This is a genomic window from Prauserella marina (assembly GCF_002240355.1).
Lineage (GTDB): Bacteria > Actinomycetota > Actinomycetes > Mycobacteriales > Pseudonocardiaceae > Prauserella_A > Prauserella_A marina.
In genome coordinates this window covers 3,171,118-3,197,843 of the sequence record NZ_CP016353.1, presented here as the reverse complement: position 1 = coordinate 3,197,843, position 26,726 = coordinate 3,171,118, and the positions used below count along the sequence as shown (strand labels likewise).

Genomic DNA, 26,726 nt, shown 5'->3' with positions numbered 1-26,726 from the left:
TGTGGACTATCGGTCCAGGTCCTTGCCGGGGTTTCGCGGGGTTGCCGAAGGTCGCGGCAACAACGCCGAGCCGTATAGGACGTTATACAGGCGGCTTCGGGATTAGCCCGATCTCACTCAGATGTCGACGCCGTTGCTGCGCAGCCACACCAGCGGATCGATCTTCTGACCGTTGTCGTGCACCTCGAAGTGCAAGTGAGGGCCGGTCGACTCTCCCCTGTTTCCGAGTGTCGCGATCTGTTGTCCCGCGGTGACCCGCTGCCCCACCGACACCAGCGCCTGATCGATGTGCCCGTACACGGTGATGAGCCCGTTCGCGTGCTGGACTCGAACCCACAGGCCGAATCCGCTCGCCGGACCAGCCGAGATCACTTCGCCGTCCAAAACGGACACGATCGGGGTCCCGATGCTGTTGGCGATGTCGATTCCATAGTGGATGGTCCCGCCCCGCGGGCCGTAGGTCGAGGTGAGCGTGCCGGTCGTCGGCTTGACGACCCCGCTCGCGGAGGGAACCGGGGCGCCTTCGACGGTCGCCGCGGCTGCTCCGGTGTCCGCGAGCTGACTTTCCAGCGACGCCTTCTGCGCGAGCAGCCGGTCGGTGTCGGCCTTGGCCGACTCCTGCTGGTCGGTCGCGGCGGTGTAGGCCTTCTCGGCTTCGGTCTTCGCTACGGCGGCCTCGGCCTCGTTGTCCTTGGCCTCCCTCAGCGAGGTCTTCGCGGTCGCCTCGAACGACCGCTGCTCGTCCACGGCGCGTTGGAGGGTGCCGAGCGAATCGAGATGCTCACTGCCGAGCGCGTTGAGCAGCGAGGACCGTTCCATCATCTCGGCAGGCGTGCGGGAGCCGAGATAGGTGGTCAGCGAGGAACCGATGACACTGCCCTGCCGGAAACTGGCCGAGGCGAGTTCGTCGACGTTGCCTTGCGCCTCGGTGGCCTGCTTCGCCGCGGCTCGCGCGGACACGGTGGCCTCGTCGGCCTCGCGCTGGGCCTCTTGGGCCTTCCTCGTCGCGGTGTCGAACCGGTGCCGCGCCGAGGTGAACGTGTCGTAGGTCGTCGCGAGGGCGGCTTGCGCCTCGCCGAGTTCCGCCTCGGCGGCGGCGATCCGATCGGAGAGGGAGTCCGGATCCGCCTGGGCGAACGCGGAGGCGGGGCCCAGCGTGGCGGCACACACCATCGCCGCGAACAACGAGGCGGGCACGGCCTTTCTGAGCGAATGGCGCGCGGCCATGTACTGCTCCATACGGGGTTGACGCGCACGTCAGTGGCGGGGGAACCAGTGACCTGCGCTGGGGTCGGGGCATCGGAACTATGCGTGGGCGGGTTGCTTCGAATCCACAGACTTTGACATACAACACAACGATACGGTGACATTTACGCGTCTTTTTGCGCAGTGTCATTGACGAATCACCCAGTGCGATGAGGCTCCGCTCGCGACTCCCCCGGCGGAGACGCTTGAAGTGGCGGAGTTTTCGCGGCTGCCATTACCGTGGCCCCTGCAAACGCGGTGACCGGGACTCGCCCGCGAAGAAATCCGGAGGCAGTGTGCTCGACATCGACGGACTCACCTGGGCGATCACCATCGCGGTCATCGTCGCGTTGCTCGCGATGGATCTCGCCATCGCCGCCGCGAGACCACACCGGGTCGGATTCCGCGAGGCCACCGCGTGGTCGGTGTTCTACATCCTCGTCGCGGTGGCCTTCGGCGTGTGGTTCACGCTCGCGCACGGCGGGCAGTTCGGCACCGAGTACTTCGCAGGCTACATCGTGGAGAAGAGCCTTTCCGTCGACAACCTCTTCGTGTTCGTGATCATCATGAGCACGTTCGCGGTCCCCGAAGAGCACCAGCACAAGGTACTGACCTTCGGTATCGTGCTCGCGCTCATCATGCGCGGCATCTTCATCGCCGTCGGCGCGACGCTGCTTTCCCTCTTCTCGTTCATGTTCCTGCTGTTCGGCCTGCTGCTCATCTACACGGCCGTGCAACTGTTCCGGCACCGGAACGAGGATCCGGACGTCGAGGACAACGTCATGGTGCGCACCGCCCGCAAGGTGCTTCCGGTGACCAGCGAGTACGTCGGCGGCAAGCTCGTCACCAAGATCGACGGCAGGCGCATGGTGACGCCACTTCTGATCGTGCTGCTCGCCATCGGCAGCATCGACCTGCTGTTCGCGCTCGACTCCATCCCCGCGGTCTTCGGGGTCACCAAGGAGCCCTACATCGTCTTCGCCGCCAACGCGTTCGCGCTGCTCGGACTCAGGGCGCTGTTCTTCCTGGTCAAGGGCCTGCTCGACCGGCTGGTCTACCTGTCGACGGGACTGTCGCTGATCCTGGCCTTCATCGGCGTCAAGCTGATCCTGCACTGGCTGCACGTCGACATCGACGACCGCATCCCGGAGATCGACACGGTGGTGAGCCTCGGCGTCATCGTCGTGGTGCTGGCCGTGGTCACCGTCGCGAGCCTGGTCAAGACCCGGCGGGATCCCTCAGCCAAGGCACACCCCGGCTCGCTGCGCGCGCGCCCCTCGAAGAAGCCCGAGGACGAACCCCGCTGAGGCGGGCGCTTCGGCACCGGGGAACGGGAAAAGCGAGGTAGTTTCCGGACATGGCTTCGCGGAAAGAGCCCAGCCCCTCGGTGACACTGGATGTCGGCGGCTATCCGGTGCGGTTGTCCAATCCGCAGCGGGTGTACTTCCCCGCTCGTGGGGAGACCAAGCTCGACCTCGCCAACTACTACCTCGGCGTCGGGGACGGGATCGTGAGGGCCCTGCGCGAGCGCCCCTGCATGCTGCACCGCTTTCCCTCAGGGGTCAGCGGGGAGAAAGTTCACCAGAAGCGCGTACCGCACGGCGCGCCACCATGGCTGGACACGGTGCGCGTGCACTTCCCCCGCTATGGACGGCACGCCGACGAACTGTGCGTCACCAAGCTCGCCGACGTGATCTGGGCCGTCCAGATGTCCACAGTGGAGTTTCATCCGTGGAACTCGCGGCGCGCCGACACCGAGGTTCCCGACGAATGGCGCATCGATCTCGACCCGATGCCCGAGTGCGGGTTCGACCGGGTGCGGCGCGTCGCCCACGTCGCACACGAGGTGCTCGATGAACTCGGTGCCGTCGGCTGGCCGAAAACCTCGGGAGGACGCGGCCTGCACATCTACGTCAGGATCAGTCCCGAGTACGGCTTCACCGACGTGAGAAGGGCGGCGCTGGCCTTCGCGAGGGAGGTCGAGCGCAGGGCACCGCACGACGTGACGACGGCGTGGTGGCGCAAGGACAGGGACCCGGCCATGCTGTTTGTCGACTACAACCAGAACGCCCGCGACCACACGATCGCCAGCGCGTATTCGGTGAGGGGCAACGCGGATGGCACCGTGTCGGCCCCGGTGACCTGGGCCGAGATCGACGACATCGACCCCGGCGATTTCACCATCGCGACGGTCCCCGCCCGCTTCGCCGAGATCGGCGATCCGCACGCGGGCATCGACGACGCCGTGTTCTCGCTGACGGGCCTGCTGGAGTGGGCCGATCGCGACGAACGCGACGGCGCTCGCGACCCAGGTGGCGATTCGGCTGGTTCCGGAAACCCGGTGGAACCGATCGATTTGGACTGAGCCGAAGGTCAGCTCCCGCCGAGGGTCGCAGCGAGTTCCCGCACCCGTTCGGTCGCCGCGTCGAGACTCGCCCGCGCCTTGCCAGCCAGCGGGGCCATGGCCGGGATGCGCTCGGCGAGCGTCAACTCGGCGGTGACCACCGTGACGGCCATGCCCATCGAGGTTGCCAGCACCCGCACCAGTGGCGGTACGGCGTTGTCGTCGCCCGCGTTCTCGGTCGCCTCGCTGTATGCCTGCCCCCTGCTGGCCACCACGACCACCGGCAGGCCCGCGAACGGCTGGTCGTCGGTGTCGAACGGCACGCTCGTGCCGAGTACGTGCACGTAGTCGAGCCACGCCTTCAACGTGGATGGCAGCGACCAGTTGTACATCGGGGCGCCGATCACCACGGCGTCCACCGCGGACAGTTCGGCGAGCAACTCCTCCTGCACCCGCTCGGCGTCGGCAACGGGATTCTCGCCTTCGGCCCGCAAGCGCGGCGCGTAGTGCAGCGCCGCGTCCGGCAGGTGCGGCAGTGGTGAGCGGTGCAGGTCCCGCTCGACGACGGGGTGGCCAGGGCCCCTCGCCTGCCACGTCTCGGCGAACACGCCGGTGAGCGTGCGCGAGGTCGACGAGCGGAGATCGGCGGAAGAGTCCAGGCGCAGCAACGTCGGCACGAACGGGCTCCCTTTCGGCACTGGGCGGTCGGCTGATCAGGTGTCCGGGCCAGCCTACGAGCCTCGCGGCCCCCCTGACCGCGAGGCTCGCCGGGCACGCCCCGGTCAGCCCTTCACACACACCACCTGTTTGAGCGAGGCGACGACCTCGACCAGGTCGGTCTGCGCCGCGATCACCGAATCGATGTCCTTGTAGGCCGCCGGAATCTCGTCGACGACTCCGGTGTCCTTCCTGCACTCGACCCCCTCGGTCTGCTCGGCGAGGTCGTGCGCGGTGAAGGTCTTGCGTGCCCTCGTCCGCGACATCCGCCTTCCCGCTCCGTGCGAGGCGGAAAGGAACGAACTCTCGTTGCCGAGCCCGCGCACGATGTAGGAGCCCGTTCCCATACTGCCGGGAATGATCCCGAGTTCACCGCGCCCGGCCCTGATCGCGCCCTTGCGGGTCACCAGCACGTCGACGCCCTCGTGCCGCTCCTCGGCCACGTAGTTGTGGTGACAGCCGATCGGCGGGTCGAACCGGGTACCCGCGACCGTGTCCGCCAGCGCGCGCTGGACGAGCGCGAGCATCGTTGCCCTGTTGCGCGCGGCGTATTCCTGCGCCCAGAACAGGTCCCTGCGGTAGGCGGCCATCTCCGGGGTGCCCGCGACGAAAACGGCGAGATCGCGGTCGACGAGACCGGCGTTGTGCGGCAGTTTCCTCGCGATGTCGATGTGCCGTTTGGCCAGCTCGTTGCCGATGCCCCGCGAACCGGAATGCAGCATGAGCCACACCCTGCCCTCGTCGGTGCCGCCCTGTTCGAGGCACACCTCGATGAAATGGTTGCCGCCGCCGAGACTGCCGATCTGGTTCCTTGCCCGCTCGCGCATCGGCTGAACAGCGGAGTGCAGGTCCGCGAATCGGTCCCAGAACGGCGCCCAGCCCCCGGTTCCGGGCACCCTGGCCGGATCGACCGGGTCGCGGTGCGCCGCGAAGCCCACCGGAACCGCCGACTCGATGCGACGGCGCAAACCGCCGAGGTCGTCGGGAAGGTCACTCGCCGTCAACGACGTCCGCACCGCGCTCATGCCACAGCCGATGTCCACGCCCACCGCGGCCGGCGACACGGCCTGGCTCATGGCGATGACGCTGCCTACCGTCGCGCCCTTTCCATAGTGGACGTCCGGCATCACGGCAAGCCCGTGCACCCACGGCAGGTTCGCGACGTTGTGCAACTGGCGCATCGCCTCGTCCTCGACCGAGGCGGGGTCGGCCCACATCCGGATCGGCACCCTGGCGCCGTCCACAGCCGTGTGCATGTCATCGTCCTTCCCGCGTCGTGGCGAACCTCAAGGATGCCGGGCCGGCCCCCTTGTCCGCCAACGGTTTTCGCGGGGACCGTTCACTGCTCCTCGCCGCGTTTGCGGTAGCGCCATCGGCGGTAACGCTGCCAGGAGGCCGACGGCAGGCCGCGCCGCGCGGTGCGCGCGCCACCGCGCATGATCGCGGCGAGCCGCGACTGCGGCTGCCAGTCCCTCCCGTTGGGCAGGCTCCACCCGCGCCTCACCGCGACGAGCCGGAACACGAGCGCGAACAGGATTCCCCCGACGATGCCCGCGACGGGGACTCCGAGATAGGAGCAGACCACCATGACCGTCGCCGTCGCGGCGGCGACCGTGGCGTAGAGGGCGTTGCCTCCGAAGACGGCGGGAACCCTGCCGAGCAACACGTCCCTCGTCGCACCGCCGCCCACGGCGGTGACGGTTCCGAGCAGGATCGCGGGCAGCCAGCTCAATCCGGCCGCCAGGGTCTTCTGTGCCCCTGTCACCGACCAGAATCCGATGACGGCGGCATCCAGCACGGTGAACAGCCGGTCCCAGGTCTCCTGGCTCGTACTGATCACGAACGCGATGAGCGCACCGGCCAGCGCGGTCGGCAGGTAGGCGTAGTCGGTGAGCGCGACAGGGGTGCCGTGTTGCAGCAGCACGTCCCTGATGACACCGCCGCCGAGCCCGGAAACGATGCCGACGACGATGAAGCCGAACAGGTCCAGCCGCTCGGCGCGGGCGACGGCGCCACCGAGCAGCGCGCACGCGAGAACTCCCGCGAGGTCGAGGTAGCGGGTGGCGACGTCGATGCCGGTCGGCGCGCTCTCCGACATCGCGAAGGCCGTGACGACCGTGGACATGCCATGAACCTAGGCACGCCCGCCGTGGCACACCGAGATTGTCCTCCGAACGTGCGACCGGAATGTCGGCGATGTGCCGACCGGAGTCCACAACGGACCTTTAGCCGTCAGCTTCGCGCGCCCGCCCTGTCGGTGGCCGCGATGACCTTGCCGAGCACCGCGTGCAGTCGCTCCAGTTCGGACACTTCCATGCCCAGCGTCTCCACCACGCGGTAGGGGATCTTCTCCGCCTCGGCGCGCAGTGCCTTTCCCTTCTCGGTCAGGTCGACGGTGAGCGTGCGCTCGTCGCCCCTGCCCCTGCCCCTGCTCACGTAGCCGAGTGTCTCCAGCCGCTTGAGCAACGGAGAGAGCGTCGCGGGCTCGGCACGCAGCACGTCGGAAAGGTCTCTCACCGTGCGCGGCGCGGAGTCCCACAGCGCGAGCAGGACGAGGTACTGCGGATGCGTCAGCCCGTACGGCTTGAGCAGGGGCCGGTAGATCGCGATCACGCTGCGCGAGGCGACGGACAGCGCGAAACACACCTGCCGGTCCAGCGCCAGCGGGTCCTCACCCAGGTCGATCCGCATCACACCATCCTAGATTGCTTAGTGCATTAACTGTTAGTGTACTAATCATGGCAAGCGAGCGAGGACGGCCCAACCCCGCCAGGTGGGTCTGGTACGCACTGGGTGGGCGGCTGCCCGCCGCTCACCGTGCCTGGGTGCTGCACGACCTCACCACCCGCACCTGGCTGTGGCGGCACGCGTGCCGCTCCACCGTCATGCTGGCCCCGCTGTGCTCGGTCTGGCTGCTGCTGCCCGGCCCGCTGGGCCTGCGGCTTCCGCTCGTGCTGATGGCCGCCCTCGTCGGCTACTTCTACTCCTTCGCCTACGCCGAGGAGGGCGCGGAGAACCGGCTCGCCAAACACGGCTACGCCTACGGCACCGGCCGGCGGACCCGCGCCGAGGCGCGGAACGCCCGGCACCGATCGGCGCACGAGCGCTATCTCGCCCGTTACCGGTCCGGCTGAGCGGCGGAAATCCGGGCGCCGCGCGCTGCTAGCGTTGGCGCTCGTGCCGATCTCCCCCGATCCGATGGCGGTGTGCGCGGCGTTCGGCCTTCCTGAGCACACCGGCCCGCTGACACCGATCGCCGGCAGCGCGGAGGAAACCTGGCGGCTGGACACCGCCGCTGGTTCTTTTCTCGTCAAAAGACCGGCCGCGCAACCACGGCGGCTTCCGGATCTCGCCATCGCCATCTCCGTCGAGAACAGGGCCGCGGCAGCGGGAGTTCCCGTGCCCCGGCAATTGCGGCCGGTGACCGGCCGAGGACCGCTCGCCGACCTCGGCGACGGGCACGGACTCGTCAGGGCCTACGAATGGCTCGAAGGCGGGCCGCCCGCCGATGGTGACGACGTCTCGGCGTGGCTGGGGACCGTGCTCGCGATCCTGCACCGGCCAGAGCCCGACGGCGACGGCGGCGGCGGCGGCGACGGCGGCGGCGGCGAGGCCGAGCCAAGCCAGGACTGGTACGGCGTCCAGCCTCTCGCCGCCTGGCTGGAACTGGTGGAGCGGGGCGAGACCGGAGGCCACGATTGGGCGCCGTCGCTGCGGAAGCGGCTCACCTTGATCGGCGAGCTCACCGACCGGGTCGTGGCCGCCTTCGCCGCGTGCGGCGACCCCGTGCTGACCCATCGGGATCTGCTGCCCCGCAACGTGCTGATGGCGGGGACGACAGGCCCCGTGCTCATCGACTGGGACACCGCGGGACCCGACTGCGCGACGCTCGAAGCCGCGCACGCGCTGTTCGTGTTCTGCGAGGGCCCCGACGGGCTCCCCCGCCGCGACCGGCTTTCCAAGGGACTGGCGGCCTACCACGAAAACGGAGGCATCCTGCGACCCAGCCCGTTCCCGCTCGCGAGGCGACTGGGCCTCCGGCTCGCGCTGCTGGCCGAACGCGCCCGCGTCGCGCTCGGCATACAGCAGGCACCCGAGGCGGCCAGGGCAGCGGCGGCGGCGAGAGTCGCCCGCGATGCCGATGCACTGCCCGCGTCGAGCGATCGGCTGCTCAGCCTGAGCCCCTTGTTCACCTCAGGACACTGACCGTCCCGGTCATCGCGGAGCGGAACCGGCGAGCACCTCAAGCATCGTGTCCAGGTAGTCGGAGGAAAGATCGACTTCGCCGGGAGTCGCGTGCGCCAGCTGCGCGAGCCCGAGATACCCGGTGTAGGCGAGCTGGGCCCTGCGCATGGCCCCTTCCCGCGAGAACCCCAGCTCGGCGAACTGCGCGGCGAGGTAGCCGAGACGCCGCCGGGTGACCCTGGCCAGTACCGGCGCGACGAGCGGGTGGCCCGCGGTCGGCTGTAGCGCAAGTTCCGCGCGCGCTCCCTGGTCGTCGCGGCTCTCCACAGCCCCGACGACCAGGGCACGCAGGCGAGGCAGACCGGGCGACAATGCGTCGATCTCGGCGATGACGTCCTCGGTGTGGCGGAGTTCCCACAGTTCGAGCGCGGCCGTGATCAGCGCGTTCCTGCTGTCGAAGTGCCAGTAGAAACTGCCCTTGGTCGCACCGAGCCGGGCCGCGATCGGTTCGATGGCGATGGCCGCGAGCCCGCCTTCGGCGAGTGCGTCAAATGCCGCGGCCACCCAGTCGGCGACGGAAAGACGTTGTCTCGGTGGCACGTGCATACGGTACCGTATGGTCGAACCATACGGTACCGTATGTACGGAGATGGCCATGAGAATCCGCAATATCCACGCCAGAGTCGTCGACGCGGACGCCGACGACATCGCCCCCCTGCTGGCCACGATGGGACAGCCCGGCGACCTGCTCTACCCACCGCTGTGGGAGCCGATGCGGCTGGACGGACCGGTCGCGGTCGGTGCGAGCGGCACTCACGGCACGATCAGCGCCTACGAGCCGGGCAGGCTGATCGAGTTCACCTTTCCCGACGGCATCGGCGTCACCGGCACGCACACCTTCACCGTGACCACGCTCGATCGGGAACGTTCGCTTGTCAGGCACGAGGTCGACGCGGAAGCCGGGCCGACCGCGTGGCTCGCCTGGAAGCTCCTGATCGAGCCGTCCCACGACGCCGTCCTGGAGCAGGTACTCGACCGGCTACAAGCCGCCGTGAGTACGGCGCTCGCGGCCCCGGCCACCACCCTCTCCGGCTACGCGCGACTGCTGCGCTGGTTCGAGCGACCGCGAGCACGCGCCGTCGAACCGTCGCGAACCGGCCTGATCTCCGACGCACTGCCCGAGGCCGACGACTCCGACATGTTCGTCATCGAGCGCCGCCGTGAGACGCCTGCCGACCCGGACGCATGGGCGCGGGCGATCTTCACCGACCCGCCGCCGTGGGCCGGTGCGCTGATGACCGCGCGACAGCACCTTCCCTGGATCGACCGGGGCGAGCCCGGTACCTTCGCCGTCATCGAGCGGAACGAGAACGAGGTACTGCTCGGCGCGGACGCCGGTCATCTGGATTTCCGCACCGCCGTGCGATGCGAGCCGGACCGGGTCGTGCTGAGCGGCGCCGTGCGACTGCACAACCGGCGCGGACGCGCCTACTACGCGCTCGTCCGCCGCATCCACCCGTTGATCGTGCGCGCGTTGCTCACCAGAGCCGCGCGCAGGCTGGCCCGCGAAAGCGCGCGGTCAGGCGCCGCCCGGGCTGCCGCGTAGCAGACCATTCGTCAGTGCTCCCGCTGTCTGACCCTGTCGACGGCGGAGACGATCACTTTCAGCACGAGCCCGAGGATCAGCAGGTTGCCGACCATCTGGAAAGTGACGACGACACGTGCTTCCTGGCTCGCGGGGACGATGTCGCCGAACCCGACGGTGGCGAACACGGTCATCGCGAAGTACACCGCGTCAGTCTTCGAGAGATCGGCCGAGAAGCTGCCGCGCGCGTTCATCGCGAGCAGGTAGTAGCCGTGGGCGAAGGCGAGCAGGAAGAGCGCGATGATCAACGCCAGTGCCTGGACACCCTGCATCGTGGGGTGCCTCGATCGCAGGATGAGCCGCACCTGAACTCCGAGCAGCAGCACGACCACTGCCAGCTCCGCGACGAGCAGCAGCACGTTGACGGCACCGGACCGGGCCTCGGAGGGAAGCAGGTAGTAACCCACCACGAGTACGGCGACGGTGAGCACCGGCCTCGCGATCGCCAGCAGCAGAAACCACCGGCTCGGGTACCCGCCCCTCGCTGGTGGCGTGGACGCCATGCCCCGAGTCTAGGACGGGAACCCCGGCGTGGCCGGACACGAACGGCCAGCCCTGTCGCGACACGGCTCTACCCCTCGGCCGCGGCGATGGATCCGGATGCGATCCGCTCCCGCAACGCGACATGGTCACGTTCGTTCTGGTCGGCGTAGCCGCGCGCGAATTCCCCGATCGCCTCCTCGAACCGGGCGCCGGAGCCGAGGTAGGCGGCCAGCGCGACCGGGTCACCCGTCCTCGCGTGCGCCCGCGCCAGCGTCCACCCGCACAGCCTGCCGTAGGCCAGCATGCCCTTCGGCGTCATCGACTCGACGTCGGCGCTGCCCTTGCCGTCCCGCAGCTGCCGGAAGTAGAAGTCCCGCCGCCCGCCGTCGAACGAATCCGCTCGCACCCAGCCGAGGAAGACGTCACTCACCGTCTGCATCAGGCGTTGCCCCACGACGACCCGCTTGCCCGCGTTGCGGTAGCGGCTGGGGCCGACGAACCGCTCCAGCACGGACGGGCCCGCTTCCTTGGCCTGGAGGAACAGCGGATCGTGTTCGTCGTTGCCGAGCAGCAGCGCCATCCAGCACCGGGTTCCCACACTGCCGACGCCGACGACCTTGCGGGCGAGATCGACGTAGCGGTACCGGTCGAGCACCGCCCTTCGCTCCGGTTCCAGCGTCGCCCGGTACGAGGAGAGGATGTCGCCGAGCATCGCGGTCAGCGCGCCCGGCTCTCCGCCTTCCGCCAGCCCCGCCTCGGTTCCGGTGAGCTGGTCGACGGGCACGATCAGCGGCGGTTCGGCCGCGATGCACAGCCGTCCCTCGCGCACGTGCGCGAACCGCCGCAACGCACCGAGGTTGTTCCTCGCGCCCGCCTTGCGCACGTCCCGTTTGAGGTTCTCGCGCCGGGACGCGCCGAGCTTGTCCGCGTACATCGCCCTGATCTCGCGCACGTCGGCGTGGGCATACCAGACCCGCAACGCGGTCCAGCCGGAGAACTCACGCATGGCCCGGCGGTACTCGGCAACGGCGGAGACGACGATGCCGGTGCGCCGCTTCGCCGGATAGCCGTTGTCCCTCGCCGCGATCTCAAGGCTCGCCGCCAGGCGCTTGACGTCCCACTCCCACGGCCCCCGGAGCGTTTCGTCGAAATCGTTGATGTCGAACACCATGCGCCGTTCCGGAGAGGCGAAGAGGCCGAAGTTCATGAGGTGCGCGTCGCCGCACACCTGCACCTCAAGTCCCGTGCTCGGGGTGCGGGCCAGATCCGCAGCCATCGGCAGCGCGGCGCCCCGGAAGTAGGTGAACGCGGACGCGGCCATCCTGGCGTACCTGATCGGCAGCAACTCGGGTACGCGGGTCTCGTCCTGGCCCGCCAGCAGCGTCAGCGGCGAAGGGGCCCCCTCAGGACGGGCGAACTCGGCGTGGCTCGATCGCGGCGCGACCGCGCGAGCGGCCTTGCCACGCGCGGCCCGTTCGGCGCGGGTCAGCCGTGAGGTCTCCATCCCCGTATCGTCCGCCGGGCAGCGCCGCCCCGCACGGGCGAGACCCCCCGGTCGAGGGCGACCGACTCGGCTGCCGTGATCAGCGCGCGCGTGTAGGGCGAAGCCGGTGACCGCAGCAGCGCGGTGGTCTCCCCGTGTTCGACGACGCTTCCCGCGCGCAGCACGAACACGTACTCGCACAATCTCGCGACGACGGCCAGATCGTGCGAGACGACGATGAGCGTGGCCCCGAGCCGGTCCTGGATGTCCATCAACAGGTTGAGCACCTGCGCCTGCACCGACACGTCGAGCGCGCTGGTCGGTTCGTCGGCGTAGAGCACGGCCGGGTTCACCACGAGCGCCCTGGCCAGCGCCATGCGCTGCAACTGGCCCCCTGAGAGCTCGTGGGGATACCGCGACAGCAGCTCCGCGCTCAACCCGACCTCGCCGAGCTGGGTCTCCAGCTCGCCAGGCTCCGGCTTTCTCCGCGCGAGCGATCTGAGCGGTTCGGCCAGTGACGTGGCCAGCCGCAGTCTCGGGTCGAAGGAACCGGAGGGGCTTTGGAACACGAGCTGATTGCGCGAGCGGAACTCACGGGCGTCCTCCCTGAGCCAGTCACCGATCTCCCGGCCCGCGTACGTCGCCGAACCGGTGTAACCGGGAAGCAGCCCGCACAACAGCCGGACCAACGTGGACTTCCCCGAACCGGACTCCCCCACGATGCCGACGGTCTGTCCTCGCTCGACGGCGAAACCGACGTCGCTGAGCGCTGCCGTCCCTGCTCGGTGGGTGAAGCCGAGTCCCCTCGCCTCAACAATCACCTCGGCTCCCTTCGCGCGTCACGGGATTCCAGCACCGGAAGACGTGCCCGCGCCTCGCTTCGGCGCGAGGAGGGGGCACCGAGCACCGGTCAGTCTCATGTGGACACCGGTCGCGGAACCGGCACCCCGAAGGGAACTCACCGGCTGGAGGAACCGAGCCCTCGATCGTGCCGAACCGGCGCCCGCGCGGCTCGTCCGGATCGGGCGCACCGGGGTTCGCGGCGATCAGAGCCTCGGTGTAGCGGTGCAGCGGGCGCTCGACGATGTCGGCCGAGGGCCCCTGCTCCATCAGCGTTCCGCCGTACAGCACCGCGATCCGGTCACTCACCTTCCGCACGACGCCGAGGTCGTGGCTCACGAACAGCACCGCCATCCGGTGTGCCGCGCTCAGCTCGTCGATCAGCTCCAGAATCTCCACCCTCACCGTCGCGTCCAGCGCGGTCGTGGGTTCGTCCGCGATCAGCAGCGCCGGTCTGCACGCCATCGCCATCGCCAGCAGCACCCGCTGCCGCTGACCTCCGGAAAGCTGATGCGGATACCGCCGCATCAGCTCGGCCGGTGCCGGCAACCGCACTTCGGCCAGCGACTCCGCGACCCGCGAGCGCGCCGCGGCCGCCCTGCCCGCTCCCAGCCGCAGCGCCTCCCCGATTTGCCTTCCGACGCGCATCATGGGATTGAGGGCCTGCTGCGGGTCCTGGAAGACGACGCCGACGCGGCCTCTGCGCGCCGCCGCGCGCTGACGGCCGCGCAGCCCCGCGAGGTCGGTTCCCTCGAACCGGATCGACCCGGTGACCCGCGCCTGCCTCGGCAACAGTCCGGCCACGCCCATCGCCAGCATCGTCTTGCCCGACCCCGACTCGCCGACGACGCCCAGGCGTTCGCCCTCACCGAGACTCAGCTGGTCGACGGCAAGCACCTCGGTGCCGCCGATGCTCACCGCGAGCCCTTCGATGTCCAGCATCAGCTCACCACCGTCCTCGCCTGCCGGGGGTCGAGGACCGCGCGCACCCCGTCGCCGAACAGGTTGAAGCCGAGCACCGCCACGACGATGGCCAGTCCGGGAAACACGACGAGCTGCGGGGCAATGTCGATGGTCGCCTGCGCCTCGTTCAGCATCCGGCCCCACGAAGGGACCGGCCGCTGCGCGCCCGCTCCGAGATAGGAAAGTGCGGCTTCGGTCAGGATCGCCGAGGCGAACAGCACCGAACTCAGCACGATGAGCACCGGCGTGATGCCGGGCAGGACGTGCCGGAAAAGCACGAAGTAGCGGCCTCTTCCGTAGGCTCGCGCCGCCTCGACGTAGTCGAGCGCGAGCACCTGCCTCGCGGGGGCCATCGTCACCCTGATCACGATCGGGATGAACGAGATGACGATGGCGATGATCGCGGCCGAGTTGCCCGCGCCGAGCGTCGTGGCCAGTACCAGCGCGATCAGAATGCCCGGCAACGCGACGCCGAGGTCGACCAGCCTGCTCATCACCGTGCGCGCGGTCCGGCCCGCGCCCGCGATGACGAGGCCCGCGAGCACGCCGGGAACCGTCGCCAGCACCGTCGACACGACGGCGACCAGCATCGAGTTGCGCGCTCCCGCCATCAGTTGCGACACCACGTCCCTGCCGAGCGCGTCGGTCCCGAGCAGGTGACCGTCGGTGCCTGGCGGGGCAAGCCGGTGCGGAATGTCGATGGTGTCGGCCGCGAACGGGGTCCAGAAGAGCGACAGCAGACCCGAACCCAGGAACAGCACCAGCAACAGCCCGCCCGCGAACAACGAGAAAGACCTGCGCTTCATGCCCGTTCCCCTTCGCGGTCCCTGATGCGCGGATCGACGAGCCCGTAGCTGAGGTCGAGCAGGAAGTTCAGCACCAGGATGATCAGCATGATCACGAACGCGACCGACTGGACGACCATGACCTCCCTGCCGGTGAGCGCGCTGAGCAACAGGCCGCCGAGCCCTGGCAACGTGAACACGTTCTCGATCACCACCGTGCCCGCGATGAGCGTGCCGAGCTGGAGCGCCCCGATGGTCAGCAGGGACACCGAGGCGTTGCGGACTCCGTGCACCATGGCCGCGCCGCCAAGGGTTCTGCCCTTCGCCATGGCCGTTCTGATGAAATCCTGATCGAGGATGTCGAGCATCGCCGCCCTGACGTACCGCGCGAACACCGCGGTGACCGGCACGGTGAGCGCCACCACCGGCAGGGTCAATGCGCGGACGGCGTCCAGCGGGCTCACCGTCCACGGCACGTACCCGCCTGCCGGAAACCAGCCGAGCCGGATCGAGAAGACGACGATCAGCAGCAGCCCGCCCCAGAAGACCGGGATCGCGAGGCCGAACTGGGTGAGCACGTCGACGAATCCACCAGCGGCGCGGCGGGCGTTGACGGCCGCGAACGTACCGAGTGGCAACGCGAGCAGAGCCGCCAGCACGATCGACACGAGCGCGAGACTCAGGGTCACCCCGAGCCTCGCGCCGATCTCGCCCGCGATGTCGTAGGACGCCGCGTAGGACCGCCCCAGCTCACCGCGCACGAGACCACCGAGCCAGTCGGTGTACTGGACGAACCACGACCGGTCGAGTCCCAGTTCGGCCCGCAGTGCCGCGAGCGATTCCGGCGTCGCGCTCCTGCCGAGTATCACCACGGCCGCATCCCCGCCGAGCACTCTCAGCAGCAGGAAGATGACGAGCGAACCGGCCAGCGCGGAGCCGAGCAGCACCGCGGCCGACCGCGCGGCAAGACGGATCATCGTGACCCCCTCGGCTCAGTGCCGCTCGTTCACCCAGTGGATTCCGCGCAGGTCGAATTCGCTCGCCGCGCTCGACGTGGCGAATCCGGTCAGGTCGTCCCGGTGCAGCGCGTTCTGCACGACCGTGCCGAGTGGAATCACGAACGCCCTTTCGGCCTGTAGCTCGGCGGCGGCCCGGCGTGACCTCGCCCATTCCGCTTCGGTCGCGGCGGCATCCGCCTCCGCGAGCAGCCGGTCGAGCGCGGGAAGGCAGTCGCCCGTGTACCACCCTGGGCACCGCCAGCTCTCGATCTGTTGCGGGCCGCTGACGACGGTCGCCTCGAAGTCGTTGTTGCCGACGACCCGGTCCGCGTACGTCGCCAGATCCATGTTCTCCGGTTCGAGCTCCACGCCCGCGTGCCCGAGTTGCTGGGCAAGTATCTCGGTCACGATCGAGAACTGATCGGTGAAATAGGGAAACCGCACCCGCAGCCCTTCCACCCCCGCCTCGGCGAGCGATCTCCTGGCGAGCGCGGGGTCGTAACGGTAGGGACAGTGGTCGCTGTGCAGCAGTTCCGTCGGCGGATTGATGAGCACGCAGGTCGGCTTCGCCACCAGTTCCATGCCCTCGGCGAGGGTGTCGCGATCGATGGCGTGCGCGATGGCCTGCCTGACCAGCGGGTCGCGGAACTTCGGGCTTCGCGCGTTGAGCGTGACGTACAGGATTTCCTGGCTCGCGACGGGGACCGACGTGAACCCCTCGCTGTTGTCCACCTTCCTGACCTCGTTCTTCTCGATGACGGCAGGCAACACGTCGATGTCACCGGCGAGCAGGGCGTTGAGCGCCGCGTTGAGGTCGGCGATGAACCGCCACTCGACGCGAGCGAACGCGGGTGGCCTGCCCCAGTAGTCCCTGTCGGCCTCCAGCACGACCCGCACTCCGTTGCGCCATTCCGCGAAGCTGAACGGACCGGTCCCGACCGGATGGCTCGCCAGCTCCGGTTCGGAACCGCTGGGAATGATCGGCACCTTCGTCGCCATGGCCAGCGCGAACGCGCGGCTCGGCGTGGCCAGCGTGAATTCGACGGTCCGGTCGTCGATCTTCGCGATCCGCCTGACGTCCCGGAAGGGCGCCGAAATCTCCGAAAGCGGCGACGCGCGCGCCAGTTTCGCCGAGTAGACGACGTCCTCACCCGACAGGCGTTCGCCGTTGTGGAAAGTCGCGTTCCTCAGTTCGAAGACGTACCGCTTCCCGTCGGCGGTGACCCGGAAATCCTTCGCGAGCAATGGCCGCAACCGGCCGTCGGCGTCCTGGGTGATGAGCGTTTCCACCACGTTGTAAAACAACAGCGAACGAATGGCCGTCGTGGGGTTGCGCAGGAAGTTCCAGTCGGCCGGCTCCTGCGTGAAGCCGACGATGAGCTGCGAGGACCGCTGCCGGTCTCCGCTGCGCAGCCCGGTTCCGGTACAGGCGGCGGCGAAGAGGGCCACGGTGATGATCGCGGTGATGACGACCACCACCGGTCGCGGGAAAACCGCAGGCCACGTTTTTGGCCCCGCGACGCACGACCGCACCCTTCGCACCGTGAATCGTGCTCTGGTGTCACCCGGCCCACGACACCGCATCAGTCTATTGTGGATATCTCTTCCGGGAGGGCAACAGGGCCTCGTTTCGCCCGGATACGCCCGGAGCCGGAGACAGTGCTCACGGCTCCGGGCGCGGATCTCGACGTTCCGAGTGCGGATCTCGGCAGCCCGGATGCGGATCTCGGCGTCCGAGGCGGGGGACTCGCGCGGACAGGCGGCCGGGGGCTCAGGTTCTCGAATGGGGGCGGAGAGCGGGTACCGTCTTCGCGAGCAGCCAGCCCACGACGCCGACCGCGGCACCTACGGCGGCACCGGTCACCAGGCTGCTGAGGAACGCGAATCCCCGCAGCACCACCGCTTCCATGGGCCCGGACAGGGCTCCGGCCAGATTGCCGCCCAGCGCGGGCGGGTCACCCTCGAATGCCTCCGTCCACAGTATCTGGTGCACGACGGCCAGCAGGAAACCGTAGTACACCCCGATGACCAGCAACGTGAGAAACGGGTTCGGTACCCGCCGCCACAGCACGACCGCGAGCCACACCGCGAGCGGTACGAACACGAGCACCGAGTTCACCGCGGAGCCCACGAGTTCGAGGTCGTGCGCGATCACCCTCGGGACCCCGACGAGCGCGAGCCCCACCAACGCGCCGAAGGACAGTCCCAGCGATTCCTTGCCGAGCAACCTCTTCTTCTCGCTCATGCGGTCACCAGCTTCTTCTGTTCGGTGGCGGCGATGACCCGGTCACGGTGGTAGCGCAGGAAACCGATGAGCACGAGCGTCGCCGTCACGCCGCTCATCGCGAGGCGCACCCAGTGCCCGGCCTGGAACTGGGCCGCCGTCTCGCGCAGGAACTCCACGGAGTGCACCGCGATGCCCTCCTCGAACATGATGTCGTTGCGCGGCCAGAAGAACAGCATCGAGAACAGGAACTCGCCGAGCACCAGGGTCAGCAGGCTGCCCCCGATCCACAACCTCGCCGAGGTGCGCCACACCAGCACCAGGGTCACCGCTCCCGCGATGACGGTCGCGGCACCGAGCGGCGGGAAGAGATCAGCGGGGCCGGTGATCAAAAAGAAGTCCATCGATCCCTCCAGCGACGCGGGCGGGTCGTGAAACACGTTGGGATAGATGACGATGCTGTCGACGAGGATCCCTCCGAAGGCGACCATCGCCACCCACACATACCCCAGCGACCACACGAACGTGAATCTGTCTCGCACAGATACCCCTGTCAGAACACGAAAACGGATGTGCCGGAAGCACAGCCGCCTCCGGTCGATTCCGACTTTAGGCAGCGCGGGGCGCACTGTCGTCCGTGCGAAAGCGACGGTCGGATACGTACGTCGACGTACCTTCCCCTAAGGGTGGGTCACCGGGGCGGGCGGGCCGGCCGGAGGCGCTTCGCGACGTAGGCGGCGTCGGCACCGACCCCATGCAGGGTCGCGGACAGGATCGTGCGCTGGTAGTCGAGCCCGACGAAGGCCAGTCCCCGGTGAGTCTTCGACAACCCGTTGCGGTGGGCGGGAAGACCGTCGGCACCGAGCGCGCCGAGCGGGCGAAGATAGTCGAGCGCGGGCCGGTATCCGGTGGCCAGCAGGACGACGTCGACGTCGTCGGCCGCCCTCCCCTTCCACTCCAGCTTGGTGCCGCGCGATCCGGTGAACATCTCCCTGCGTTCGGGCTTGCCCGCCTCGATCGCCTCGCGGTACCCGTCGGTGTCGATGACCGGGATGCTTCCCGGCTTGAGGAACCTGCCGACGGGAAGCTTCGCCGCCGCGGCGAGCACCGGCCAGAACCGGGAGCCGCCGGGTACCGGCTCGTTCGTCGCGTAATGGACGGGGCCGCGACTGGCCAGTGTCACCTCGGCCCCCTCGGCGCGCAGGGCGAGTTCGACGGCGATCTGCACGGCGGAGTTGCCCGCGCCGACCACCACGACCCGCTTGCCCGCGAAGGGCTCCGGTCCCCGGTAGTCGGCCGAGTGCAGGACGGTCCCCGCGTATCCGGCGAGCGCGGGAAGCGGCGGCCGGTGCGGATTGGTGAACTGACCGCTCGCCGCGACGACGGCCAGCGCGCGCAGTTCGGCGCCATCCGCCGTCAGCACGCGGTAGCCGGAATCCTGCCTCGTGACCTCGGTGACCAGTTGCCCGGTTCTGATCTCGCAGTCGAGCCGCGCCGCGCCGGAACGCAGGTAATCGGCGACCTCGTCCCGGTGCGGGTAACGGTGCGGGTCGCCGGGGAAGGGCTGTCCGGGCAAGGCGTTGAACCAGGCAGGGGTGAACACCTTGAGGGAGTCGTAATAGTGCGGCCACGCGCCTGCCGGTTCGGCATCGGCCGTCAGTACCAGCGGGCGCAGCCCTCTCCGCAGCAAGGCGCCCGCCACGGCGATACCCGACTGGCCGGCTCCGATGACGATCACCTGCTCCATCACGCCCATACTGCCCACGCGTACCGGAACCGGACAACTCGTTTTCGCGATCCGGTGCCACCGAAGACGCCACCGCGGCCAACCCGATAACGCACGTCGAATGCCGCCGGATGACACGGAATACATTTCCGGCCGCATTAGATCGACCCGCCCACCCGTTCCGGCACCGGAAATAACCGGACCGCTCCCAGCATTTCCGAGAACTGCCCGATCGCCCGCTGCCACCGCAGTGCCACCGAATAGTCACCCGAGTGCCACAGTACTGTCACCTCAGTAAATCGCCCGACGAGTGCGCTCAGCGCATTCTCCGGACCCGTTTTCGCCGAGCTGTTTTCGATTGTTAAGGTCCTCCTCAGTTCCCCTGGGGAGGAAAGACAATGCGGCAGAGAATGCTGACCGCGGCCGTCTCCGTGTTCGCGTGCGCGCTCATGGTGGCAGGCTGCTCGACGACCACCAGCGGTACCGCGTTCAAGGCGGGTGAAGCGCCACAGGACGGCGGCCCCGCCGCCGAGGAATCCGGGCCGGGCCCCGCCCCCGACCCACGCGACGCCGAGGCCGTGGACGAGGCGCTGCGCCAACTCGACCCGTGCCTGCTGTTCGACATGGACGTCGCGAACAAACGCATCGGCGAACCGGGAACGACGGCCACCCCGCGCGGCCCGCACTCCTGCATGCTGACCCCGGCAGGCGAGTACGAGCCGGGCGGCGAGCCGCTCAACGTCGCGGTAGGGGCACCTGTCGACCACATGACCCGCTACACGGGGAAGCCGGTCGACCTCGGCGGCGTGACCGCCTATGAGCTGAGGGACTACGGCGAGAGCAGGAACCGGTGCGTGCTGACGATCCCGGTGAGCTTCAGCAAGGGCATCGAGTTCGACTACGCCTTCGCCGATTCCGACACCTGCCCCATCGTCGCCGAGTACGCGACGGCCGCCGTCAAGAAGTTGCAGGATCCCGACACGCTGAAACTCGATCAGCAGGGCAGGCCGTTCTCGCGGTGGGACGGCTGTACCTTCCTGCGCACCCTGCTCGGCGACGAGAGCGAGCAGTACCGGTTCGCCCCGAACCGGGGCTACGACCCGCTCGCGAGCTGCGAGACGTTCCCCGCCGATGCCAGTGATTACTCGCAGACTCCGGTGCTGTCGGTGCGCTACAACACGGTCGGAGATTCCCCGCTCGGCGATCCCACCGACATCGCGGGCAAGACGGTGTTCGTCTATCAGCAGTCCTCCGGCTGCAAGGCCACCTGGGCTCAGACGGACTCGAAGACCGGCAACGAACACCTCAAGGATCTGGAGTTCGAACTCGAAGCCGGTGACTGCGATGCGGCCGCCGGCCTCGCCGAACAGGCCATCGGTCTTGTCGACCAGGCACCACCGCCGAATGACAAGGTGCAGCGCCCGCTGCTGTACGGGCCGGACGAGCGGGACAACGGTGAAAAGGGCGCCTGCGAGCACTTCGGCGCGCCCAACAACAGGGAAGAGTGCGCGCCCTACGAGGACGACGTGACCGTGCCGCAGGGCAAGGAAGCCATCATCGAGGCATCCGGCGAGGACAACCGCGTCCAGTGCGCCGTGTTCCGCGACGCCATCCGCGACATCTACGGTCCGGAGTTCGAGCCACTGACCTTCGGCGCGCACTGCATCTTCGTCGAGGAGACGCACAGCGTCGCGATCACCGTCAACGTCACTCCTGCCTATCCAGCCGGTGACTACGGCACCGACGAATCGCTCTACAGCGAACGGCGGGAAACCGAGTTCGGCGGCAAACAGGCGGTGAGCTTCTACGACAGCGGCAAGACCGCCTACGACATCTATCTCTCACCCGACAACGACGTCGCGGCACACGGCCACGTGCACATCGGTGTCGAGCTGCTGCCGGAACGCGGAGTGCTGGTAGGGGAACGCAAGCCCGATCCCGAGACGCTTGCCCGCGCCGACGAGGTCATGACCAAGGTCGTGGAGCAGTACTTCGCGAGCTGATGCCCGAGCCCGCCGGTCACCACGAGTGTGACCGGCGGGCTCGTTTCGTTCACACCGTGACCAGACCCGCCTCGTAGGCGAAGATCGTGAGCTGGACCCGGTTGGCCGCGTCGATCTTGGCGAAGATCCGCGTGAGATGAGTCTTCACGGTGGCCTCGCTGAGATACAGGCCCGAGGCGATCTCCGCGTTGGACTTTCCGGAGGCGACGGCGGTGACGATCTCCCGCTCCCGGTCGGTGAGGACATCGAGCGCGGCCCTCGCGCGTTGCCTGCGCGGGCTGGTCCTCGCGGCCACGAAGTGACCGATCAGCGTGCGTGTCGTACGAGGAGACAGCATCGCCTCCCCTGCCGCGACCACCCGCACCGCGTCGACGATCTCCTGTGGTGAGCCTTCCTTCAGCAGAAACCCGCTGGCACCGGCGGCGAGCGCGTCGAAAACGTACTCGTCGAGGTCGTAGGTGGTGAGCACCAGTACCTTCGGCGGCCTGGGGAGCGCCGTCACCGCCGCGGTCGCCGCGAGCCCGTCCACGCGGGGCATCCGGATGTCCATCAGCACCACGTCGGGCGCGTGAAGCGCGACCTTGGGGACGACCTCGTCTCCGTCACTGGCCTCCGCGACGACGACGATGTCGCCCGTGCTGCCGAGAATCATCGACAATCCGGTTCGGACGAGCGGGTCGTCATCGACGAGCAGCACATTCAGGGGGCGCCGATCCACCCGCACAGTCTAAGGCGTGTCTGATAAATCTCTGCCGTGCGAGCGGGGATCAGCGTGGTTCCTCGCAAGGCGGAGGAAGGCCCTCGTACCGGGTTGTACTCGGGCTTTCCGACAACGCGGCGAGGGGACACGCTGGCCCCGCGCAGCAGGCAACGGGTTTGTCAGACACGCCTTAGTTGTGATGTCCAGGGAGGTTGTCCAACCGTGTTATGGGCGGACGGCCGCTGAGTGCGGAGTGGGGCCGGTGGTGGTTGTACTGGTGCAGCCATCCTGCCAGTGCGTTGCGGCGGGCGTCTTCTGAGGAGTAGAGCTTCTTGTAGGCCCAGCCATCCGACATTGTGCGGTGGAGTCTCTCGATCTTCCCGTTGGTTTGTGGCCGATAGGGTCGGGTTTTCTTCATGGTGATGCCGAGTTCTTGGCAGGTGTCACGCCATAGGAACGACTTGTAGGCGCTTCCGTTGTCGGACAGCACGCGCTCGACGATGATGCCGCGATCGGCGAACCAGGCCACTGCCCGGTGCAGGACCGCGGCGGCGGTCGCAGCCGTCTCGTCGTTATGGCACTCGGCGTAGGCCACGCGCGAGTAGTCGTCGATCACGGTATGCACGAAGCAGGTCCCGACCGCAGGCCGATAGTTGCCGCCATGTCGGCCGGTGCGCCGTGAGGTCGCGGCAGAGTTGCGGTAGCCCTGCTGAACACCGACGAACCGCCAGCCACCACCGTCGGGAACGTTGCCGAACTTGGTGACGTCGACATGGATCAACTCACCAGGCCGGGACCGCTCGTAACGTCGCGCGGGTTCACCGGTGACGCGGTCGATGTGGGAGAGCCGGTTGAGCCCGCAGCGCACCAGCACCGCATGCACGGTCGAGGCCGGCATCCCCAACTTCGAGCCGATCTGCACCGGTCCGAGCCGCTGTTTCCAGCGCAGATGCACGATCTTGCGCACCGCCGGCTGGGGCGTCTTGGCCGCCTGCGTCCGCCGAGCCGAAGACCGATCGACCATCCCCGCCAGGCCCTCCTCGCGATAGCGCTGGGCCCACTTCGCAGCCGTGCGCCACGAGACATGGAAGAACTCAGCAGCCCTCGACGGTGGCCAACCCTCCTCCACGATCAGCCGCGCCAAACGAAGACGGTGTCTCGGGGTCAAAGCCGCGTTAGCGTGAGCCATGAAGGCCTCCTCGTGGAGAGGTTCCTAGACAGCTCCACTCCACATCGGGGAGGCCTTCGCCCATCTACGACTCGCCGTACCCGATCACACAACCTCCCTGGACATCACACGTCGATCAGCACGGTCACGTTGATCGTGAGCCCCGAGCGCCGCGAATTGGCCACCAGTTCCGGAATGTCGGCCAGACCGGGCAGGGCCCGCTCGGCCGGTTCCCGGTCACCCTCGCGTTCGGCGAACCCCTTTCCGTCCCTGAGTACGCCGATGACCTGACGAAGGTCCTCAAGGGACTGCCGCGCGGTGCCGCGCACCGTGCGCGCGGTCTCGGCGGCTTTCTCCGGATCGGCGTGCCCGCCGACCTCCAGCGCGCCGGCCTGCAACGACAGCAGGGAAAGCCGGTGGCCGAGCACGTCGTGCATTTCTCTCGCGATCCTGGTGCGTTCGGCCCTGCGGGTCATCTCCGCCCGCAACCGCTGTTCCTCGGCTTCCTTGCGCCGCAAATCCCCGCGCACCCCCCTGGTGGCTCCGGTCAGCAGGGCGACGGCGGTCAGCACGGCCGCGAGGACGACCGTCCAGACCAGTGTGCCGTTCGTGCCGTCCAGATCGGCCAGTTCTCCGGCGATGGTGACGTCCGGATGCCTGCCGAGATCCCTGCCGACCGCGAGCGCGGTGGCCGTGAACACGAGCACCCCGCCCACCCAGAGCACCCAGTCCCTCCTGCTCGCCGCGAGCGCCGCCAGCGCGATCAGCGCGGCGAGCGAGTCGGCACCGAGCAGCAGCGGCGGAGCGACCGCGACGGCGGTGACGATCTCCGGCAGCGTGTGCCGCCAGCACAGCAGCACGGCCGCACCGGCCGCCGTGAGCAAGCTCAGTCCCGACCACCAGGTGAACGCGACCACCCCGGTGCCCGGCACGTAGTCCTCGGCTCCGGCGACGTACATGCTGCTGACCAGACTCGCCGCGACGGCGATCACGGTGCTCAGCACGTCCCGTGCGCGGCGTTTCATGTGCTGGAGCTTACGGTTGCCCGCCACCGCCCCGGCATCAGCGGATCGGCTCGGCCGGGCGGGCGGAAGTGACGACTTTCGTCGTAGTCGCCATGGCCTCACGAACGACGCGGTGGAGCGCCGTCCGCTGCTTGTATCCGTCCTTGCGTTTGTCTTCTCCCGCATTCCCGAAAGGACACACCCGTGACCCAGCACGCACCGCACCCGCCCGTGCAGACCCAGGCGCGGCAGCCGAGCAACGGCCTCGGCACGACCGGGTTCGTACTCGGCCTCGTCGGTCTGGTGTTCTCGCCGGTTCCGTTCATCGGCGTCGTCGCCTGGCCGCTGGTGATCCTCGGTGCCGTGTTCTCCGCGATCGGCCTGTTCAGAGCACTCAACGGAAAGGCGACCAACAAGGCACTCTCGATCGCGGGGCTCGTGTTGTCGGTACTGGGGCTCGCCGTCTGCGTGATCTGGGCCGTCGCGTTCAAGCAAGCCGTCGACGAGGTCGACGCGGAAATCAACAGAGTCGCGAAGGTGCACTACGAGGTGACCGGCGACGCGAAGGACGTCGACATCCTCTACGGCGAGATTCTGGAGCCGGTGAGCGAAACGGCGCCGGAGCTGCCGTGGGAGAAGGACGTCGAGAACAAGGGCGTCTTCAAGGGCGGAACGCTCAGTGTGACGACCGGGGAGGCAGGCGGTTCGGTCACCTGCGTGATCACCGTCGACGGCACCGAGGTGGACACCAAGACGGCGTCCGGGCCCTTCGCGACGGCCGACTGCCTCGGCGAATGATCTTGCCCTTCGCCCTTCCACGCTGAACACTGATACCCGGCTTCAATTGACCTGAACCATAGTCGAGGTTCTACGGTGGCGGGACGGCGCGCGAACCCGCCACCGTGGAAAGGACGTCATGTCAGTGAAGAGCACCCCCGTGCGCGACTGGATCGGCGAGCACGCCGCACCGTTGTCCCTCGATCCGGCAGCCTCTCCGGTCGCGCTCCCCTCCACGCTGGCGACGGCCGACGTGGCGGGGCTGGCCGCGTCGATCAGACACGCACGTGAGCTGGTCCTCGCGACACACGTGTTGCTGGCTTCGCTTGTGGACACGGCGGGATTTCGCGCGGTGAACATCGAGGGCACCGACTCCGGATACGGCACGGCCGGGGCGCTCGACCGGTACGTGCGCACCGGAGACGGTGACCCCTCCGCGCTGCTCGCCGCGAGCCAGGGTTTTCTGCGGACGAGGGAAGCGCTTGAGATCGTGGGCTGGCTCAGGGACTGGAACATCCGCAATCCCGCCGACCCGGTCTCGGTCGTCCACCTCGATTCGCCGGGCGGCGCGTCGAGCCTGGACGACGTCGAGCGCGATCTGGCCCTGCGCAACCTCACCTGGCTGGAGCGGACCGGGCAGCGCATTGTCCACTGGGGAGGGACGGCGCACACGCTTCCCGCCGACCCCAGGGTGATCCCGCCCGCGACGGCCGGCCGCAACGCGGGCGGGATCCTGAGGGCCGAGCTGGGTGCGGGGTACGCCGCGGTCGCGCTGACGGTGGGGAGCGGGAACGCGCCGTTTCCCGTACCGGCTCCGCCCGGCGACTTCCTGGAGTCGGCGTTCGCGGGGACCGGCGAACCGGTCCTGCTTGAGCTTCCCGATCCCGGCGTCGCCGATCCCCGGGTCGCCGCGTGGCTGCGCGCGCCGGTACGAACGAGGATGATCGGCCCGGTCTACGACCCCGCCGAGGACCGGAATTTCCGGATCGACGGGGGTCCGCTGACCGAAACCGCCGCCGCGATCGTCCACGTGCCCCGGTTCGGGCCGGTCACTCCGCTCGGCTGAGCGGCTCAGGCGGGTTGCTTGAGCCCGAGCACGTTGCCCTCACTGTCCTTGATGTAGGCGACCATGCCCTCACCGGGGATGGTGTGGGTGTCGCCGAGCGTGCTGCCTCCCGCGGCGGGGACGGCGGCGAGCACTTCGGCGAGGTCGGCGACCTCCACCCAGGCGATCGCGGGCTGGGGCTGGTATTCCCGCCGCATGATGGCGGCGTCGATCCCGCCGCCATCACCGGAGTCGGCGAGCAGGTAGCCGTCGATCACGGGCGAGGGGCTGCTCCGCCAGCCCAGCACGGTGGAGTAGAACTCCGCGGCGCGGGCGGTGTCGTCGGCGGTGATCTCGACGTGGATGACTGTTCCCATTGGTTCGGTTGCCT

28 protein-coding genes are annotated in these 26,726 nt (G+C 68.6%); 8 read left to right on the top strand and 20 right to left on the bottom strand.

What is annotated here, in order from left to right; all coding sequences use genetic code 11:
* Positions 1 to 117: 117 nt before the first annotated feature.
* A complete protein-coding gene (locus BAY61_RS14970) occupies positions 118 to 1,227 on the bottom strand; it encodes a peptidoglycan DD-metalloendopeptidase family protein (RefSeq protein ID WP_091804087.1) in 1,110 nt (369 codons plus the stop codon).
* A 314-nt stretch (positions 1,228 to 1,541) separates the two neighbouring features.
* Here BAY61_RS14970 and BAY61_RS14965 point away from each other — a divergent pair, with 314 nt between their 5' ends.
* Together BAY61_RS14965 and ligD are read left to right on the top strand one after the other, a co-directional pair.
* Entirely contained in the window at positions 1,542 to 2,552 is a 1,011-nt protein-coding gene (locus tag BAY61_RS14965) for a TerC/Alx family metal homeostasis membrane protein (protein WP_091804084.1), read from the top strand.
* Between the two features lie 50 nt (positions 2,553 to 2,602).
* Positions 2,603 to 3,610 carry a non-homologous end-joining DNA ligase gene (gene ligD, locus BAY61_RS14960; protein ID WP_091804080.1) on the top strand — a complete coding sequence of 336 codons (1,008 nt, stop codon included), beginning with the start codon at positions 2,603 to 2,605 and terminating at the stop codon, positions 3,608 to 3,610.
* 8 nt (positions 3,611 to 3,618) lie between these two features.
* Here ligD and BAY61_RS14955 read toward each other — a convergent pair whose 3' ends face one another.
* The 4 genes from BAY61_RS14955 to BAY61_RS14940 form a co-directional block, all read right to left on the bottom strand.
* On the bottom strand, positions 3,619 to 4,266 hold the full coding sequence (locus BAY61_RS14955) for an FMN-dependent NADH-azoreductase (protein WP_091804077.1): 648 nt from the start codon (positions 4,264 to 4,266) through the stop codon (positions 3,619 to 3,621).
* A gap of 105 nt (positions 4,267 to 4,371) precedes the next feature.
* Positions 4,372 to 5,562 (bottom strand): RtcB family protein, encoded by a 1,191-nt coding sequence (locus BAY61_RS14950; protein ID WP_091804074.1) that lies wholly within the window; start codon positions 5,560 to 5,562, stop codon positions 4,372 to 4,374.
* An 83-nt stretch (positions 5,563 to 5,645) separates the two neighbouring features.
* On the bottom strand, positions 5,646 to 6,431 hold the full coding sequence (locus BAY61_RS14945) for a trimeric intracellular cation channel family protein (RefSeq protein WP_245866121.1): 786 nt from the start codon (positions 6,429 to 6,431) through the stop codon (positions 5,646 to 5,648).
* Between the two features lie 107 nt (positions 6,432 to 6,538).
* Positions 6,539 to 6,997: a MarR family winged helix-turn-helix transcriptional regulator gene (locus BAY61_RS14940; RefSeq protein ID WP_091804071.1), complete on the bottom strand. Its 459-nt coding sequence runs from the start codon at positions 6,995 to 6,997 to the stop codon at positions 6,539 to 6,541.
* A gap of 47 nt (positions 6,998 to 7,044) precedes the next feature.
* Between BAY61_RS14940 and BAY61_RS14935 the strand changes: the two genes are divergently transcribed.
* Both BAY61_RS14935 and BAY61_RS14930 read left to right on the top strand, forming a co-directional pair.
* Positions 7,045 to 7,440, top strand: a complete 396-nt coding sequence (locus BAY61_RS14935) for a DUF5313 family protein (RefSeq protein ID WP_091804068.1) — start codon at positions 7,045 to 7,047, stop codon at positions 7,438 to 7,440.
* Positions 7,441 to 7,483: 43 nt separating this feature from the next.
* Entirely contained in the window at positions 7,484 to 8,512 is a 1,029-nt protein-coding gene (locus BAY61_RS14930) for a phosphotransferase enzyme family protein (RefSeq protein WP_143021371.1), read from the top strand.
* A 9-nt stretch (positions 8,513 to 8,521) separates the two neighbouring features.
* Here the strand turns inward: BAY61_RS14930 and BAY61_RS14925 are convergent, their stop codons facing one another.
* Positions 8,522 to 9,091, bottom strand: a complete 570-nt coding sequence (locus BAY61_RS14925; protein ID WP_211323566.1) for a TetR/AcrR family transcriptional regulator — start codon at positions 9,089 to 9,091, stop codon at positions 8,522 to 8,524.
* 55 nt (positions 9,092 to 9,146) lie between these two features.
* Here BAY61_RS14925 and BAY61_RS14920 point away from each other — a divergent pair, with 55 nt between their 5' ends.
* Positions 9,147 to 10,097, top strand: a complete 951-nt coding sequence (locus BAY61_RS14920; protein ID WP_170140183.1) for a DUF2867 domain-containing protein — start codon at positions 9,147 to 9,149, stop codon at positions 10,095 to 10,097.
* Between the two features lie 11 nt (positions 10,098 to 10,108).
* On the opposite strand, the gene BAY61_RS14915 is transcribed toward BAY61_RS14920, so the two are convergent.
* From BAY61_RS14915 to BAY61_RS14870, 10 genes are all read right to left on the bottom strand, one after another.
* Complete coding sequence (locus tag BAY61_RS14915) at positions 10,109 to 10,639, bottom strand: potassium channel family protein (protein ID WP_091804061.1); 531 nt, start codon at positions 10,637 to 10,639, stop codon at positions 10,109 to 10,111.
* 68 nt (positions 10,640 to 10,707) lie between these two features.
* Positions 10,708 to 12,123 (bottom strand): DUF2252 domain-containing protein, encoded by a 1,416-nt coding sequence (locus tag BAY61_RS14910; protein ID WP_091804058.1) that lies wholly within the window; start codon positions 12,121 to 12,123, stop codon positions 10,708 to 10,710.
* Entirely contained in the window at positions 12,105 to 12,923 is an 819-nt protein-coding gene (locus BAY61_RS14905) for an ABC transporter ATP-binding protein (protein WP_091804056.1), read from the bottom strand. Before BAY61_RS14905 ends, BAY61_RS14910 begins: the two co-directional genes overlap by 19 nt.
* Positions 12,913 to 13,884 carry an ABC transporter ATP-binding protein gene (locus tag BAY61_RS14900; RefSeq protein WP_091804053.1) on the bottom strand — a complete coding sequence of 324 codons (972 nt, stop codon included), beginning with the start codon at positions 13,882 to 13,884 and terminating at the stop codon, positions 12,913 to 12,915. The genes BAY61_RS14905 and BAY61_RS14900 overlap by 11 nt, the downstream gene beginning before the upstream one ends.
* Positions 13,884 to 14,711 carry an ABC transporter permease gene (locus tag BAY61_RS14895; RefSeq protein ID WP_091804050.1) on the bottom strand — a complete coding sequence of 276 codons (828 nt, stop codon included), beginning with the start codon at positions 14,709 to 14,711 and terminating at the stop codon, positions 13,884 to 13,886. The genes BAY61_RS14900 and BAY61_RS14895 overlap by 1 nt, the downstream gene beginning before the upstream one ends.
* Positions 14,708 to 15,667, bottom strand: coding sequence for an ABC transporter permease (locus BAY61_RS14890; protein WP_091804047.1), 960 nt, complete (start codon positions 15,665 to 15,667; stop codon positions 14,708 to 14,710). The genes BAY61_RS14895 and BAY61_RS14890 overlap by 4 nt, the downstream gene beginning before the upstream one ends.
* A gap of 15 nt (positions 15,668 to 15,682) precedes the next feature.
* Complete coding sequence (locus BAY61_RS14885) at positions 15,683 to 17,167, bottom strand: ABC transporter substrate-binding protein (RefSeq protein ID WP_185770011.1); 1,485 nt, start codon at positions 17,165 to 17,167, stop codon at positions 15,683 to 15,685.
* A 292-nt stretch (positions 17,168 to 17,459) separates the two neighbouring features.
* The gene (locus BAY61_RS14880; RefSeq protein WP_091804041.1) at positions 17,460 to 17,933 is read right to left on the bottom strand and encodes a hypothetical protein; all 474 of its coding nucleotides are present in this window, start codon (positions 17,931 to 17,933) and stop codon (positions 17,460 to 17,462) included.
* On the bottom strand, positions 17,930 to 18,454 hold the full coding sequence (locus tag BAY61_RS14875; protein WP_245866117.1) for an anthrone oxygenase family protein: 525 nt from the start codon (positions 18,452 to 18,454) through the stop codon (positions 17,930 to 17,932). The genes BAY61_RS14880 and BAY61_RS14875 overlap by 4 nt, the downstream gene beginning before the upstream one ends.
* 149 nt (positions 18,455 to 18,603) lie before the next feature.
* Positions 18,604 to 19,659, bottom strand: a complete 1,056-nt coding sequence (locus BAY61_RS14870) for a flavin-containing monooxygenase (protein WP_091805169.1) — start codon at positions 19,657 to 19,659, stop codon at positions 18,604 to 18,606.
* 377 nt (positions 19,660 to 20,036) lie between these two features.
* Between BAY61_RS14870 and BAY61_RS14865 the strand changes: the two genes are divergently transcribed.
* Positions 20,037 to 21,641 carry a DUF3558 family protein gene (locus tag BAY61_RS14865; protein WP_091804039.1) on the top strand — a complete coding sequence of 535 codons (1,605 nt, stop codon included), beginning with the start codon at positions 20,037 to 20,039 and terminating at the stop codon, positions 21,639 to 21,641.
* Between the two features lie 49 nt (positions 21,642 to 21,690).
* On the opposite strand, the gene BAY61_RS14860 is transcribed toward BAY61_RS14865, so the two are convergent.
* The 3 genes from BAY61_RS14860 to BAY61_RS14850 form a co-directional block, all read right to left on the bottom strand.
* Entirely contained in the window at positions 21,691 to 22,338 is a 648-nt protein-coding gene (locus tag BAY61_RS14860) for a response regulator transcription factor (protein WP_091804035.1), read from the bottom strand.
* A gap of 193 nt (positions 22,339 to 22,531) precedes the next feature.
* A complete protein-coding gene (locus BAY61_RS14855) occupies positions 22,532 to 23,530 on the bottom strand; it encodes an IS481 family transposase (protein ID WP_185770008.1) in 999 nt (332 codons plus the stop codon).
* A gap of 104 nt (positions 23,531 to 23,634) precedes the next feature.
* Positions 23,635 to 24,534: a sensor histidine kinase gene (locus tag BAY61_RS14850; RefSeq protein WP_091799035.1), complete on the bottom strand. Its 900-nt coding sequence runs from the start codon at positions 24,532 to 24,534 to the stop codon at positions 23,635 to 23,637.
* A gap of 183 nt (positions 24,535 to 24,717) precedes the next feature.
* Between BAY61_RS14850 and BAY61_RS14845 the strand changes: the two genes are divergently transcribed.
* Positions 24,718 to 25,311, top strand: a complete 594-nt coding sequence (locus BAY61_RS14845; RefSeq protein WP_245866115.1) for a DUF4190 domain-containing protein — start codon at positions 24,718 to 24,720, stop codon at positions 25,309 to 25,311.
* Positions 25,312 to 25,429: 118 nt separating this feature from the next.
* A complete protein-coding gene (locus BAY61_RS14840; RefSeq protein WP_091798419.1) occupies positions 25,430 to 26,356 on the top strand; it encodes an erythromycin esterase family protein in 927 nt (308 codons plus the stop codon).
* 5 nt (positions 26,357 to 26,361) lie between these two features.
* Here the strand turns inward: BAY61_RS14840 and BAY61_RS14835 are convergent, their stop codons facing one another.
* Positions 26,362 to 26,712 (bottom strand): VOC family protein, encoded by a 351-nt coding sequence (locus BAY61_RS14835; RefSeq protein ID WP_091798417.1) that lies wholly within the window; start codon positions 26,710 to 26,712, stop codon positions 26,362 to 26,364.
* Positions 26,713 to 26,726: the final 14 nt, after the last annotated feature.

Coding starts and splice junctions, on each gene's coding strand:
- BAY61_RS14900 (WP_091804053.1), bottom strand. CDS start 13,884: ATGCTGGACATCGAAGGGCTCGCGGTGAGCATCGGCGGCACCGAGGTG.
- BAY61_RS14920 (WP_170140183.1), top strand. CDS start 9,147: ATGAGAATCCGCAATATCCACGCCAGAGTCGTCGACGCGGACGCCGAC.
- BAY61_RS14940 (WP_091804071.1), bottom strand. CDS start 6,997: ATGCGGATCGACCTGGGTGAGGACCCGCTGGCGCTGGACCGGCAGGTG.
- BAY61_RS14850 (WP_091799035.1), bottom strand. CDS start 24,534: ATGAAACGCCGCGCACGGGACGTGCTGAGCACCGTGATCGCCGTCGCG.
- BAY61_RS14890 (WP_091804047.1), bottom strand. CDS start 15,667: ATGATCCGTCTTGCCGCGCGGTCGGCCGCGGTGCTGCTCGGCTCCGCG.
- BAY61_RS14835 (WP_091798417.1), bottom strand. CDS start 26,712: ATGGGAACAGTCATCCACGTCGAGATCACCGCCGACGACACCGCCCGC.
- ligD (WP_091804080.1), top strand. CDS start 2,603: ATGGCTTCGCGGAAAGAGCCCAGCCCCTCGGTGACACTGGATGTCGGC.
- BAY61_RS14865 (WP_091804039.1), top strand. CDS start 20,037: ATGCGGCAGAGAATGCTGACCGCGGCCGTCTCCGTGTTCGCGTGCGCG.
- BAY61_RS14895 (WP_091804050.1), bottom strand. CDS start 14,711: ATGAAGCGCAGGTCTTTCTCGTTGTTCGCGGGCGGGCTGTTGCTGGTG.
- BAY61_RS14910 (WP_091804058.1), bottom strand. CDS start 12,123: ATGGAGACCTCACGGCTGACCCGCGCCGAACGGGCCGCGCGTGGCAAG.
- BAY61_RS14880 (WP_091804041.1), bottom strand. CDS start 17,933: ATGAGCGAGAAGAAGAGGTTGCTCGGCAAGGAATCGCTGGGACTGTCC.
- BAY61_RS14870 (WP_091805169.1), bottom strand. CDS start 19,659: ATGGAGCAGGTGATCGTCATCGGAGCCGGCCAGTCGGGTATCGCCGTG.
- BAY61_RS14855 (WP_185770008.1), bottom strand. CDS start 23,530: ATGGCTCACGCTAACGCGGCTTTGACCCCGAGACACCGTCTTCGTTTG.
- BAY61_RS14950 (WP_091804074.1), bottom strand. CDS start 5,562: ATGCACACGGCTGTGGACGGCGCCAGGGTGCCGATCCGGATGTGGGCC.
- BAY61_RS14840 (WP_091798419.1), top strand. CDS start 25,430: ATGTCAGTGAAGAGCACCCCCGTGCGCGACTGGATCGGCGAGCACGCC.
- BAY61_RS14945 (WP_245866121.1), bottom strand. CDS start 6,431: ATGTCCACGGTCGTCACGGCCTTCGCGATGTCGGAGAGCGCGCCGACC.
- BAY61_RS14915 (WP_091804061.1), bottom strand. CDS start 10,639: ATGGCGTCCACGCCACCAGCGAGGGGCGGGTACCCGAGCCGGTGGTTT.
- BAY61_RS14970 (WP_091804087.1), bottom strand. CDS start 1,227: ATGGCCGCGCGCCATTCGCTCAGAAAGGCCGTGCCCGCCTCGTTGTTC.
- BAY61_RS14935 (WP_091804068.1), top strand. CDS start 7,045: ATGGCAAGCGAGCGAGGACGGCCCAACCCCGCCAGGTGGGTCTGGTAC.